Source organism: Luteimonas sp. MC1828, from assembly GCF_016461615.1.
Taxonomy (GTDB): domain Bacteria; phylum Pseudomonadota; class Gammaproteobacteria; order Xanthomonadales; family Xanthomonadaceae; genus Luteimonas.
On record NZ_JAEMNY010000001.1, the window covers coordinates 2,075,863 to 2,088,539 of the forward strand.

Sequence of the window (12,677 nt, forward strand, 5' to 3'; positions counted from 1 at the left end):
CGCCACCATGACTCCTGCCGCCAAGCCCGTCCTGCACACCAGCGCCGTCCTGCTTGCCGCGCTGATCCTCGCCGGCTGCGCGGGCAACCCCTCGCGCGGCGTGTCAGAGCCGGCGCCGGGCCCGGTGGAAGCGGTGCCGGCGCAGGCGTCCGTGGCCGTGGATGGCACGCCGGTTGCCCTGGCCGTCGATGACGGCCTCGCGCCGCTGCCGGACGGGGACGTCGGCGTGGGCGGTGGCGACGCGGGCGCCGCTGCACCCGGCATCGCCGCACCTGCGGTCGACCAGCGCACCGACGCCGAGCTCGACTACGACGCCATCTGGGGCGCCGCGCCCTACGACCCGGTGGCCGACGCGACCCTGCCGGAGCCCGCCAAGTCGCCGCGCGCGCTCGACCCGTGGGAGCCGTGGAACCGCAAGGTGCACAGCTTCAACAACGTGGTCGACCGCGCCATCGCTACGCCGCTGGCGCGCGCCTACGTGAAAGTGGTGCCGCGGCCGATGCGGCTGGGCGTGTCGAACTTCTTCAACAACCTCGGCCAGCCGTCGAGCGCGGTGAACGCGCTGCTGCAGGGCCGGCCCAAGCAGTCCGGACAGTCGCTGGGCCGCTTCCTGGTGAACGCGACCATCGGCGTCGGCGGCCTTTTCGACCCGGCCACGCGCATGGGCATCCCCAACCGCAGCGAGGACTTCGGCCAGACGCTGGGCGTGTGGGGCTGGAGGAGCTCGCGCTTCCTGGAGCTGCCGCTGTTCGGGCCGCGCACGGTACGCGACGCGTTCGGGCTGGTCGGCGACGGCCCGCTGTCGCCGGTGCGCCAGGTGGAGGAAGACAGCGTGCGCGTGTTCCTGCAGGGCCTGCAGCTGGTCGACGTGCGTACCCAGCTGTTCGCGGTCGACCGCCTGCGCGAGGGTGCCGCCGACGAGTACGCGCTGGTGCGCGACGCGTGGATGCAGCGCCGCGACTACCAGATCCACGGCGACCGCATCCGCGAAGGCGATGACAACGAGGACGGCCTGCCGGACTACCTGTTCGAGGACGACGACGCCACGGTGCCGGTGGACGTGATGCCGATCGTGCCGGGTACGTCCACGCCGTAAGCGGCGCGCGGCGCAACAGGCGTCGCGTGCGCCTCAGCCGACGGGGTCGCCGACGTTGCCAATGGCTTCGACGTCCGCAATCGGCAGCACCCCGATGTCGGGCCGCAGGTCCTCGCGCAGCGCCTTCTTGCCGCGTACGCCGAGCTCGGTGAGCCGCCGCGCCCGCGCCAGCACGCTCTGGCTCGACTCGTCCAGCCGCCGTTTCGCACTGCCATAGGACTTGTGCAGCTGGTCCAGGCGCGTGCCAACCTGATCGAAGTCCTCCAGGAACACCTGCAGCGCGTCGAGCAGCTTGCCGCCGGTCTCGCCGATCTGCAGCGCCTGGCGGTGGATCCGGTCGCGCGTCCACAGCCGGTCCACCACGCGCAGCAGCGCCATCAGCGTGTTCGGCGAGGCAAACACCACCTTGTTCTCGAATGCGAAGGTCTGCAGCGTGGGGTCGTGGCCGAGCGCCGCCGACAGCGCGCCCTCGATCGGCACGAAGGCGATGGTCACATCGAGCGCGTTCGCGCCGATGGCCGCCGGATAGGCCCGGTCGGCAAGGTCGCGCACGTGGCGGCGCAGGCCTTCGCAATGCCGGCGCAAGGCAACCGAGTGCAGCTCCGGCTCGTCGCTGGCCGCCATGGCTTCCTGCCAGGCGATCAGGTTGACCTTGCTGTCGACCACCACGTGGCGTTCGTCGGGCAGGAACACCACCACGTCGGGGCGCAGCGCGCGGCCGTCATCGTCGCGCACGCCTGCCTGGCGCTCGAAGTGCACGCCCTCCTCCAGGCCGCTGCCGCGCAGCACGCTCTCGAGGATCAGCTCGCCCCAGTCGCCGCGCACCTTGCTGCTGCCTTTCAGCGCGCGCGTCAGCGCGGCGGTGTGGCCGGCCATGTCCTGGTTGAGAGTCTTGAGTTCGGTCACCGCACCGAACAGGGCGGAGCGTTCCTTCGCCTCCTCGCTGTACAGCGTGTCGATGCGGGTGCGGAACTCGCCCAGCCGGTCCTGGAACGGCTTGAGCAGGCCCTCGATGTCGGTGCGTCCCTGCTGGCTGGCCGCGCGCACGCTGGCCTCGAACTGCTTGCCACGCTCGTCGAACACCTTGCCCGCCAGCGCCGCGAAGTCGGAGGACAGCCGCGCGCGGGCCTCGTCGATGAAGGCCTGCATCTCGGCGCGCGCACGCTGGGCGTGTTCGAGGTTGGCGCTGAGCTCGGCGCAGCTGCGCTCGGAACGCTGCACCTCGTCCCGCAGCTGGCCGCAGGTGCTTTCCGAAGCCTCCGCGCGGCGCAGCGCCGAAGCCAGGGCTTCGCTGCGTTCGGCCAGGCTGCGCTCGGCCAGCCCGGCCTGCGTGCGCGCGGCCTCCAGCTCGCCGCGCAGTGTGGCCAGCTCCGCCGCGTCGCGCTCATGCCGGCCGCGCGCGGCCTCGAGCTCGGCGGTGGCCGCGCCCAGCTGGCCTTGCAGCCGTCCCGCCGCTTCCGCCGTGCCCCGGTTCGCCTCGCGCTCGGCGCGCAGCTCGGCCGCAAGGGGATTGCGGCGCAGCTGCACCACCAGCATCACGATGGCGGCGATCGCAACCGTGAGGATCAGCATCAGCAAGAGTTCGACATTCATGCGGCCAGTGTAAGCCGCCCCGATCGCAGCCCCTGCGACCCGTGGAAAAAGACACGTGCCCGCCGACTGTCACCCGGCCGGCGGACACGCGGGCGCGATCAGAAGTCCCATCGCGCCGAAAGCGTCACCGGCACCGAGAAGCGGCTGCCGGTGTCGTTGATGCCGGCCAGGCCCAGGCCGCCGATCGCGCTGTCGTCGTCCTTCAGGTCGGCGGTGTAACGCACGCCGCTGGCGAGGGTCATGCTGAAGGTCTGGCCAAGAGGCACGATCATCCCCACGTCCAGGCCGCCGCTGGCCACCCAGCCCGAGTCGTAGAACGGCGCGTCGGGGATGGTGATGCCGGCGTCGGGGATCTCGAACGTGGCGCGGATCTCGTCGACGCGGGTCGCGCCGACCCGCGCGCCCACGAACGGTCGCGCCGTTCCGGCCGTGCCGAAGTACATGCGGTAGCCGACCTCGGCCGACAGCGCGGAATAGTCCTCGAACGTGCCGTAGACCGGCAGCTCGGTGTCGAGTGCGGGCACGTAGGCGCCGCCCACCTGCACCCTGCCGTCATCGGCCTCGGTGCGCCGGACCTGACCGAAGAACTCGGTGCGATCGCTGGGGGCGTAGGCGACCTCGAGGCCGACGGTGCCGGCCAGGTCGTAGATGCGGTCGTGCCCGCGGGCGCCGATGCGCAGTTCCGCGTCGACGCCGGCCAGGTCGGGGTTGAGCGGGCCGAGGTCGGGCACGATCGCGGTGGCGCCATCGTGGACATCGCCGTTGACGGGTACGTCCACGCCGCCGACCAGCGACATCGACCAGCGGCCGGCCTCGGGACCCGCGGCATGCGCGGAGGTGACAACGAGGGCGGTGAGGGGAAGGATCAGCCAGGTACGCATGGGAGGCTCCGGAGCGGTGACATTGGAGGGATGTCCGCATGCCGGGACGCGGATCCGTGTCCTGACGCGGCCCGCCACACGCTATGCACGTTCCGGTTAGCCTCTGATCAACGTTGGACCTGTACAAATGTTGTGCACGCCGCCGACCGGACAATGCCGCCATGGAACTCCACATCCGCCGCGTCTACGACGCTCCGGCCCAGGGCGAAGGCCGCCGCGTGCTGGTCGACCGGCTCTGGCCACGCGGTAAGTCGAAGGCCGACCTGGACGGCGTGCCCTGGGTGAAGTCGGTGGCGCCGAGCGACGCGCTGCGCGACTGGTTCGGCCACGACCCGGCGAAGTGGGCGGAGTTCAAGCGCCGCTACTTCGCCGAGCTGGATGCCAATCCCGATGCGGTGGCGGAGCTGCGCAAGGCGCTCGGCCACGGTGCCAACGCCACCCTGCTCTATGCCGCCCACGACGAGGCGCACAACAACGCCGTGGCGCTGGCCGAATACCTCAGTCCAGCACGCGGCAGAACACCGCCTTGAGGTAGCGCGATTCCTGCGCGTGGGCCATGAACGGATGATCCGGACCGGCGCCGGACACCTTCAGCACCTGCACGGTGCGGTTGGAGAAGTACGCCGCGCGCCGCAGCATGTCGAGGAACTGCTCCTCGCTCACCAGCCCCGTGCACGAGAACGTCGCCAGCAGGCCGCCCGGCTTCACCACGCCGAGCGCGAGCTTGTTCATGTCCAGGTACTTCTTGAGCGCCGGGATCACCTGCTCGCGGTCGCGGGTCATCTTGGCCGGGTCCAGGATCACCACGTCATACTGGTCGCCGGCGTTGGCGGCATCGCGCAGCCACGGGAAGATGTCGGCCTGCACGAAGCGTGGGCGCACGTTGTTGAGGCGCGCGTTGCCCTTGGCGAGCTCGATCACGTCGGCGTCGATGTCGACACCCACGACCTCTTCCGCGCCGCGCACCGCCGAATACACCGCGAAGCCGCCGGTGTTGCAGCACAGGTCCAGCACGCGCTTGCCCGCCACCTGGCGGCTCAGCCACTCGCGGTTGTCGCGCTGGTCGGCGAAGAAGCCGGTCTTGTGCGCGCCGGCGGGATCGGCGCGGAAGCGGATGCCGTGCTCGGTGATCAGCGCCGGCTCGGTGGTGCTGGTGCCGTGGAAGTCGAAGCTTTCCTGCTTCTGCACGTGCTCGTCGGCGGACACGTGGAAGCGGCAGCCCGGGAACTGCGCGCGCAGCGCGTCCATGATCCATTCGCGGTGGCGGAACATGCCGGCGCTGAACAGCTCGATGACCAGCAGGTCCGCGTAGCGGTCCACCACCAGGCCGCTGAGGCCGTCGCCCTCGCTGTGCACCACCCGCCAGGCGTCGCCGACCTCGTCCAGGCGCAGCACCTCGCGGCGCAGCGCCACGGCGGCGGCGATCTTGCGCGCGAACCAGGCGGCGTCGACGGTGACGTCGGGATCGATCTCGAGGATGCGCACCGCGATCCGCGAATGGCCGTTGTAGAAACCGCGGCCGATCCACTCGCCGTCGACGTTGAGCACGTCGACGATGGCGCCGGGCTTGGGGCGCGGGTTGGGCTTTTCGACCAGCTTCTGGAAGATCCACGGATGGCTGGACCGCCAGGCGTTGCGCAGGCGGACCACGGGCAGGGCGTCATTCATGGCGCGATTCTACCGGCTCGGGCCCGGCCGCTGCGGCCCGCCGACGCCAAGGCCGGGCGCCGGCGGCCCTTGCGTTGCCCGCAGGTGGCGCCATTGTTGGTCCATGTACCTGCCCGACAACGAGCCGCCCGCCGACCCCGCCGCCCAGCGCCGCGCCGACTGGCGCCGCTTCAGCCGCGCCGCCTGGTGCAGCGTGGCCGCGGTGGTGGTGCTGGTGCTGATGGACCTGGTGCAGGGCATGCTGGCCACGCGCGCCTTCGCGGTGTCGCCGGGCAGCGTGGCGGGCCTGATGGGCCTGCTGACCGCGCCGCTGCTGCACGGCTCGCTCGAGCACCTGGTGGCCAACAGCCTGTCGATCCTGTTCCTCGGCACGCTGGCCGGCGGCGTGTATCCGCGCGCCACCCTGCGCGGGCTGCCGTTGATGTGGCTGGGGTCCGGCGTGGGCGCGTGGCTGCTGGGCGAGCCCGGCTCGTTCCATATCGGCGCCAGCGGCGTGACCCACGGCCTGATGTTCCTGGTGTTCGTGCTCGGCGTGCTGCGCCGCGACCGCGCGGCGATCGCCGCCACCATGATCGGCTTCCTGTTCTACGGCGGCATGTTGCTGACCGTGCTGCCGCGCGAGCCCGGCGTGTCGTGGCAGTCGCACCTGGGCGGCGCGGTGGGCGGCGCGCTGGCGGCGTGGCTGTTCCGGCGGCTGGACCCGATGGCGCCGCGCAAGCGCTACAGCTGGGAAATCGAGGAGGAGCTGGCCGCGGAGGCCGAGCGCGCGGAGCGCGAGCAGTTCGAGTTGCCGACCCCGCACGACGTGCCGGTGCTGTGGCACCGCGACAGCCGCGATGACGACGACGCACGCGGCAAGGTGCTGGAGTTCCCGCGCCGCGAGCGTTGAGGCGGTCGGCCGGGGCTAGAATCGGCCGATGCGCACGACTATCCAGGTATGCCTGCTGCTCGCGGCACTGTTCGCGGGCCGCGCCATGGGGAACGACACGATGACCGCGATCGACGGCCACATGCAGCGCTACGCCGGCGACGGCCCGGGCGCTGCGCTGCTGGTGGTGCGCGACGGCGAGGCGCTGGTGCGCCGCGGCTACGGCCTGGGCGACCTGGAGGCCCGCACAGCGGTGACGCCCGCCACGCGCTTCCGCCTGGCCTCGGTGAGCAAGCAGTTCACCGCCACCGCGGTGCTGCTGCTGGTCGACGACGGCGTGCTGCGGCTTGAAGACCCGGTGCGCCGCTGGCTGCCTTCGCTGCCGATGTACGCGGACGGCGTGACCCTGCACCACCTGCTCGCGCACACCGGCGGCCTGCCCGATTACGAAGACCTGATGGCGGCGGACTTCAGCGGCCAGGTGCACGATGCCGACGTGGTGTGCCTGCTGGCCGACGGCCTGCCCTGCGATGCGGCCGCCGGCACGCCACCGGCCGCGGCGATCGCCCCGTACTTCGCGCCCGGCAGCGCCTACCGCTACAGCAACACCGGCTACGCGCTGCTGGCGCGCGTGGTGGAAATGGCGTCCGGCGGCCGCTACGCGGACTTCCTGCAGGCGCGCATCTTCGCGCCGGTGGGCATGGACGGCGCGGTGGCGTTCGAGGACGGCGTGTCGCAGGTCGCGCACCGCGCCTACGGCCACAGCGCGGCCGCGGATGGCTGGCAGCGCACCGACCAGAGCAGCACCAGCGCGGTGCTCGGCGACGGCGGCATCTACGCCTCCATCGACGACCTCACCAAGTGGGCCGCGGCGCTCGACGATGGCCGCCTGCTGTCGCCGGCGTCGCGCGCGCGCATGGTCTCGGCGCAATCCAGCACGCCAACCGGCGAGGCGGATGTAGACGCCTACGGCTACGGCTGGCGACTGCACGGCGCCCTGATGTGGCACTCGGGCGAGACCATCGGCTTCCGCAACGTGATCCTGCACTGGCCGCGGCAACGGCTGACGGTGGTGCTGCTCAGCAACCGCAACGATCCGGAGCCCTATGCCACGGCGCGGGCGATTGCCGCGCTGTTCCTGGCGCCGTGACCGCAGCGGGTGCCGCACGCTAGGCTGGCGGCCTTCGCATTGTCGGACGCCCCCATGCCGTTCACCGCACGCCGCCTCGCGCCGGCCCTGCTCGCCGTCGCATTGACCGTCGCACTGCCCGCCTGCTCGCGTGACACCGCGCCCGCCACGTCGGGCCAGATTCCCGCCGCCAGCGCTCCGCGCTCCACGGACCCGGCCGCCAACCGCATCGAGGACGACGTGCGCGCGCTCGCCGACGACCGCATGCAGGGCCGCGAGACCGGCACGCCGGGCTTCGACCTGGCCGCCGACCACGTCGCGGCGCGCTTCGCGGCGATCGGCCTCGTACCGGGCGGCGACGACGGCACCTGGTTCCAGCGCGTGCCGCTGCTGCGCGGCACGATCGCCGCCGAGGGCGCGCGCCTCGAGGTGCACCGCAATGGCGAAGTGATCGCGCTGGCGTTCCAGGACGAGTTCCTGCCGATGGCCAACTTCAACGCGCCGCTGGCCGAAGTGGACGCGCCGGCGGTGTTCGTCGGCCAGGCCGTGCACGCGCCCGAACTCGGCCACGACGATTTCTCCGGCCTCGACCTGCGCGGCAAGGTGGCGATGATGTTCGGCGGCGCGCCGTCGGGTTTCGACGACACCCGCCGCGCCTTCCACGGCTCGCTGCACGAGAAGCTGCGCGGCATTGCCGAGCGCGGCGCCGTGGGCGTGGTGCTGGTGGGCACCGCCGATGACGAGGTGCGCCTGCCGTGGGCGCGCAGCGCCGCCGGCTGGGAGAAGCCCGCGCTGCGACTGCGCGACGACGACGGCCGCGGCATCGACACCTGGCCGGGTCTCAAGGTGGTGGCGCGCGTCAGCGCCGCCGCCGCCGACGCCCTGTTCGCCGGCCACGACCGCAGCGCGGCGCAGCTGCTCGCCGACGCGCGTGCCGGCAGCCTGCGCGGCTTCGACCTGCCCGGCACGCTGTCGCTGGCCGTGCGCACGCGCGTGGAGCCGCTGCAGTCGCGCAACGTCTTGGGCATGCTGCGCGGCGCGGATCCGGTGCTGGCCACCGAATACGTGGTGCACACCGCACACCTCGACCACATCGGCGTTGGCGCCGAGGTCGACGGCGACACGATCCACAACGGCGCCATCGACAACGCGCTCGGCGTCGCGGTGATGCTGGAGGCCGCGCGCGAACTGCACGCCGGCGAATCCGCGCCGCGCCGCTCGCAGCTGTTCGTCGCCCTGACCGGCGAGGAGCAGGGCCTGCTCGGCTCGCAGTGGTTCGCGCAACGCCCCACCGTGCCGCGCGCGGGCCTGGTGGCCAACATCAACATCGACATGCCGGTGCTGACCGCACCGAGTCGCGACGTGGTGTCCATCGGCGTTGAGCACTCGTCTCTCAAGGCGGTGGTGGACGCGGCCGCCGCGGAGATCGGGGTCACCGTGTCGCCCGACCCGTTTCCCGAGGAAGCGGTGTTCGTGCGCAGCGACCAGTTCTCGTTCGTGCGCGCCGGCATCCCGGCGGTGTACCTGGACGGCGGCGTGGAGCCGGTGGATACCACGCGCGACCCGCGGGTCTCGTCCACCTGGTTCATGCGCAACTGCTACCACCGCCCCTGCGACGACGCGACGCTGCCGATCCACTACGACGATGCCGCGCGCCTCGCACGCGTTTCGGCACGCATCGCCTGGCAAATCGGCGCCGACGACGCGCGGCCGCGCTGGAACGACGGTGACTTCTTCGGTGGGCGGTTCGGCGGCGCCAAGCCGCAGCTTGAGGCGCCCGGTGCGCCGGCGAGGTAAGGCTGCGCCTATTCCGGGGCGATCTCGCGGTGTATCCCGTTGACCGCCATGAGCGCCGCGGACGAGTAGAGCCGGTGGTATTCGGCGACCATCTCGCCCTGCACGATCACCGGGTCCGTCGCCACCAGCAGCTGCGCTTCCTCGACCGTCTCGACGGCAAGGATGAACATGCCGCGCCAGTCGGTCTTGTCGGTGAACGGGCCGGCGACCGCCAGTTTGCCCTCCGCCGCCAGGCGCTCCATGTTGGCGAAGTGCCCCTTGAACATCGCGGCGCGCTCGGGACCATCGGCAACCCGATCAGGGCCTGACTTCAGGATCACCAGGACGTAGTTGCGCATGCCGCGCTCGTCGGCGCCGAGCTTCGCGGCCAGCGCAGCGTCCACCGGCTTGGCATCGGCAACTTGTGCCTGGCTCGATCCGCAGGCGAAGCAAAGCAGGATCAGCAGGGATACGGCGTACCTGGTCATGGCCTATTCCGTAAGAAAGGGTTGAACGCGCAGCCGGTCAGCCCGGTACAGGGCTGGCCGGACGCCAGCCCAGCAGTCGGGCCGGCAGGAACAGGATCGCCTGCAGCAGCGCGAACAGCGCGGAGAAGGTGATGCCCACCAGGCGGAACGGCAGCAACAGCAGCCACACGACCGGCCACAGCACCAGGGCCAGCAGCGCCAGCGGCCAGCACAGGACAAACAGCAGGCACCAGCCCAGCAGCACGATGAACGACTTCATTTGATCGACCCTCCCGGTGTCACGCTCCACGCCCTTCTGGCAGGCGGGATACGACTACCTTCCTCGACGGAACGGGTGGCCTGCATGTGACATCACGCAGGACCGCGCCGGATTCAGCCCCAGAGGCCGAACACCAGCCCGAACAGCAGGAACTGCACGGCGTGATAGCCGCCGTCGATCAGCCACAGTTTGAACGTGCGCTGCGCGAACTGGTAGTTGATGCCGTAGCTCGCCGCCACCAGGCCCACGCCCACCAGCGCGCCCAGCTTGAGCGCGGCCTCCAGCCCGGGCGACGGCCCCACCAGCACCGCGAAGGCCGCTGCCGCGACAAGCGAGAACGCGAAGCTGACGCCAAACACCTTTGCCGGGTGCCCCGCAGTCGTTGGACTCCCGTTCTCGGTATTCCACGCCTTGCCGAACAGCACCGGCGAATACCACAGCCCACCAACAAGGAAACTCGACACCGCGGCGAGCAATACCAGCCAAATGTTCATGCCATCTCCGATTCATCCCCCAGGACCGCGAGTGTACGCAGCCGCAGGCGGCAGGCACATGCCATTCCCCGGCACGCATAACCAACAGCCAGCGGCCTGCCTAGAACATGCCCAGTGCATTCGGCGAGTCCTTCGGGATCTCCTGCCCGACATCCCACATCTCGACGATCTTCGAATCCTCGAACCTGAGAATGTGCACGACCGCATATTCCTGCTCCGCCTGGGCGCGCTGCAGGTGTGAAAGCACTGCCACGCGATCACCGGACGCAAGCACCTGCTTGATGGTGAATGCCTTGTTCGGCTCGGAACTGGAGCTCTCCTCCATTGCGACGAGCAGCGACTCGCGGTCGCCGGGGAAGTACGCGTTGTGGTGCGTGAACCCGGCCGCGACATGCCGCGCGTACGCCTCGCGGACCCTGCCCGACGCCGCCATGGCCAGGAACTCGCTGGCGATCTCCGCGTTGTTCGGGGTGCTCATCGGCAGTCAGGCCCGTGCTGTACGAAGCAGCCGGGCCAGTCCCGGGCGAACCAGGAAGTGGGCAACGACGGATATCGCGGCACCGATCGATGCGGCAATCGTCGGCAGTACCGAGCCAAGCACGAAGGACATTCCCGAGACGAAGCCGAAGATGTACTCGGCCCGGTACGTGGGCAGGACAAGCCCTGCGGCCAATGCGGCAAGGAAGATGCCGGAGGCAGCCGACGCATGCCCCGTGATGAACGACGCGGAGAGCGCTACACCGACCAGCAGCGCACCCGCAAATGCCGCCATCGACCTGGCGGCCGCGCGGCTGTCCAGCGCCGCCCTACGGCTGGCGCTACGCGATGCGAGCCAGCCGAGGACGGGAAGGACCAGCAGGCCCCACCAGTTCGACACGGATGGCAGATCAGCGCGCGCCAACAGGTGGTGGCTGCGTACGCCACCGTGCGTGTGCTCCCAGCCAAGGTGGACGGCAACGATGAGTAACGCCACCACAGGACCGTACGGGAGGAGCCGGGTGATGGTCGACTTCGACATTGGTTGTTCCTTGGTGGCAGGCGGGATCAGGCTCGTCACTGCCGCTCCTCGAGCAGCCCGACCAGATTGCCATCGGGATCGCGGATAAACCCGATCCATAGGTCATGGTCGGGCATCTTCGCGGCAAACTGGGGAGCCCGCTCATCGGTGGCGCCGCAGGCGACAAACCTGGCATGCGCGGCATCCACATCCGGCACCTTGAAATAGAGCGTGGAATTGGCTCCAACGGCGCCCGCGCCCTGTGGCGTGGACAGCATGACGCGAACGCCACCGGCGTCCACGAAAGCCAGATCCGGGCCGGCACGGAACAGGAAGGCGAGGCCGAGTATGTCGCGGTAGAAACCAAGCGCGACATCGACATCGCTCACGGTCACGGCGATCTGACGGATACCGGAAACCATCGGTTCTGCGCTCATCATCTCCACCTTGCAGGACGACCAAATCAACAAGCGGGTCTGGCCTGGATCAGCTGTCAGGCGCGCACAACAACGGTGCTGCCGGCAACTTGAATGCCGGACCGGAAAGCGTATTCTCGACACTCCATCCGGAAAGGATTGCCGATGAAAACCCGACTGTTTCTTATCATGCTCCTGGCCGCCTCGTCCGCTGTCGCTGGCGAGAAAGCCGCTTCAGCCGACAAGCCCACTGCAGCACCAGGTGACAGCAACGGAGTCGTTTGCGAGACGAAGACCGAGCTCGGAAGCAAGTTTCCTACGCGGGTGTGTACGACCGAAGCCGAGCGCGCTGCCGCCAAGGACAAGGCCCAAGCCCAACTGCAGAAGCTTGGCGACTGCAGCGGCAATGACAGCATCTGCGCCGGGGAACTGTAGCCTTACTGCGGCGTGAAGCCGAAGCAAGCCGGCGCCGCTCCGCGGCGCCGGCTTGAATGGATTGTTGGGAACGTACGGCCGGCTCACGGATCTGGCGTGCCTGTGTCTTCATTGCCATGGTCCAGATCAGCCCGGGCCGCTGCTGCAAGAGCACGGTACCTGGACCGGAACGCATCCAGCTTCTTGTCTTCGATGTCCTCCAGGTCAAGAAGCGCATTGTGCGCACCCTGCGTTGCACGAATCAGCTCATCCAGCTTTATCTGGACAGCTTCAGTGTCACGGTTCTGTGTGTTCTGGATGAGGAAGACCATCAAGAACGTGATGATCGTGGTGCTGGTATTGATCACCAATTGCCAGGTGTCACTGAACCCGAACAGCGGGCCAGTCACGAGCCACAGAACGATGAGGCCGACAGCAACGGTGAAGACGCGGGGCCGTCCGCAGAAACGCGCGGATGCCTTGGCGAAACGAGAATACCAAGATGCATCTTGCATGTTGCGATTCTCCTTCTGAGCGCCTGGGGCCTGAAGTGGTCAGTGCCGCAAAGCAGCGTCGGTTTGATGAACTGTCGGCCGGC

General features: G+C 69.7%; 16 protein-coding genes. 6 read left to right on the forward strand and 10 right to left on the reverse strand.

Annotation, left to right across the window (positions count from 1 at the left end; genetic code table 11):
• Positions 1-7: 7 nt before the first annotated feature.
• The gene (locus JHB91_RS09535) at positions 8-1,096 is read left to right on the forward strand and encodes a VacJ family lipoprotein (RefSeq protein WP_199472546.1); all 1,089 of its coding nucleotides are present in this window, start codon (positions 8-10) and stop codon (positions 1,094-1,096) included.
• A gap of 33 nt (positions 1,097-1,129) precedes the next feature.
• On the opposite strand, the gene rmuC is transcribed toward JHB91_RS09535, so the two are convergent.
• Together rmuC and JHB91_RS09545 are read right to left on the reverse strand one after the other, a co-directional pair.
• Positions 1,130-2,689 (reverse strand): DNA recombination protein RmuC, encoded by a 1,560-nt coding sequence (gene rmuC, locus JHB91_RS09540; RefSeq protein ID WP_199472547.1) that lies wholly within the window; start codon positions 2,687-2,689, stop codon positions 1,130-1,132.
• A gap of 98 nt (positions 2,690-2,787) precedes the next feature.
• A complete protein-coding gene (locus JHB91_RS09545; RefSeq protein WP_199472548.1) occupies positions 2,788-3,570 on the reverse strand; it encodes a hypothetical protein in 783 nt (260 codons plus the stop codon).
• 161 nt (positions 3,571-3,731) lie between these two features.
• On the opposite strand from JHB91_RS09545, the gene JHB91_RS09550 reads away from it, so the two are divergent.
• Positions 3,732-4,100 (forward strand): DUF488 family protein, encoded by a 369-nt coding sequence (locus JHB91_RS09550; RefSeq protein WP_199472549.1) that lies wholly within the window; start codon positions 3,732-3,734, stop codon positions 4,098-4,100.
• Here the strand turns inward: JHB91_RS09550 and JHB91_RS09555 are convergent.
• The gene (locus JHB91_RS09555) at positions 4,069-5,238 is read right to left on the reverse strand and encodes a class I SAM-dependent rRNA methyltransferase (protein WP_199472550.1); all 1,170 of its coding nucleotides are present in this window, start codon (positions 5,236-5,238) and stop codon (positions 4,069-4,071) included. The genes JHB91_RS09550 and JHB91_RS09555 overlap by 32 nt on opposite strands.
• 103 nt (positions 5,239-5,341) lie before the next feature.
• On the opposite strand from JHB91_RS09555, the gene JHB91_RS09560 reads away from it, so the two are divergent.
• From JHB91_RS09560 to JHB91_RS09570, 3 genes are all read left to right on the forward strand, one after another.
• Positions 5,342-6,127 (forward strand): rhomboid family intramembrane serine protease, encoded by a 786-nt coding sequence (locus tag JHB91_RS09560; RefSeq protein WP_199472551.1) that lies wholly within the window; start codon positions 5,342-5,344, stop codon positions 6,125-6,127.
• 85 nt (positions 6,128-6,212) lie between these two features.
• On the forward strand, positions 6,213-7,256 hold the full coding sequence (locus JHB91_RS09565) for a serine hydrolase domain-containing protein (RefSeq protein ID WP_343225090.1): 1,044 nt from the start codon (positions 6,213-6,215) through the stop codon (positions 7,254-7,256).
• 54 nt (positions 7,257-7,310) lie between these two features.
• Positions 7,311-9,032, forward strand: a complete 1,722-nt coding sequence (locus tag JHB91_RS09570; protein WP_199472553.1) for a M28 family peptidase — start codon at positions 7,311-7,313, stop codon at positions 9,030-9,032.
• Between the two features lie 8 nt (positions 9,033-9,040).
• On the opposite strand, the gene JHB91_RS09575 is transcribed toward JHB91_RS09570, so the two are convergent.
• From JHB91_RS09575 to JHB91_RS09600, 6 genes are all read right to left on the reverse strand, one after another.
• Complete coding sequence (locus tag JHB91_RS09575; RefSeq protein ID WP_199472554.1) at positions 9,041-9,499, reverse strand: YciI family protein; 459 nt, start codon at positions 9,497-9,499, stop codon at positions 9,041-9,043.
• A 37-nt stretch (positions 9,500-9,536) separates the two neighbouring features.
• A complete protein-coding gene (locus JHB91_RS09580; protein ID WP_199472555.1) occupies positions 9,537-9,758 on the reverse strand; it encodes a hypothetical protein in 222 nt (73 codons plus the stop codon).
• Positions 9,759-9,871: 113 nt separating this feature from the next.
• Positions 9,872-10,252 carry a DUF1761 domain-containing protein gene (locus tag JHB91_RS09585; RefSeq protein WP_199472556.1) on the reverse strand — a complete coding sequence of 127 codons (381 nt, stop codon included), beginning with the start codon at positions 10,250-10,252 and terminating at the stop codon, positions 9,872-9,874.
• 100 nt (positions 10,253-10,352) lie between these two features.
• Positions 10,353-10,730, reverse strand: a complete 378-nt coding sequence (locus JHB91_RS09590; RefSeq protein ID WP_199472557.1) for a nuclear transport factor 2 family protein — start codon at positions 10,728-10,730, stop codon at positions 10,353-10,355.
• Positions 10,731-10,736: 6 nt separating this feature from the next.
• Positions 10,737-11,309 (reverse strand): hypothetical protein, encoded by a 573-nt coding sequence (locus JHB91_RS09595; RefSeq protein ID WP_199472558.1) that lies wholly within the window; start codon positions 11,307-11,309, stop codon positions 10,737-10,739.
• A complete protein-coding gene (locus tag JHB91_RS09600) occupies positions 11,306-11,686 on the reverse strand; it encodes a VOC family protein (RefSeq protein WP_199472559.1) in 381 nt (126 codons plus the stop codon). Before JHB91_RS09600 ends, JHB91_RS09595 begins: the two co-directional genes overlap by 4 nt.
• A gap of 144 nt (positions 11,687-11,830) precedes the next feature.
• Between JHB91_RS09600 and JHB91_RS09605 the strand changes: the two genes are divergently transcribed.
• The gene (locus JHB91_RS09605) at positions 11,831-12,100 is read left to right on the forward strand and encodes a hypothetical protein (protein WP_199472560.1); all 270 of its coding nucleotides are present in this window, start codon (positions 11,831-11,833) and stop codon (positions 12,098-12,100) included.
• 83 nt (positions 12,101-12,183) lie between these two features.
• On the opposite strand, the gene JHB91_RS09610 is transcribed toward JHB91_RS09605, so the two are convergent.
• Positions 12,184-12,594, reverse strand: a complete 411-nt coding sequence (locus tag JHB91_RS09610; protein ID WP_199472561.1) for a low affinity iron permease family protein — start codon at positions 12,592-12,594, stop codon at positions 12,184-12,186.
• Positions 12,595-12,677 lie beyond the last annotated feature (83 nt).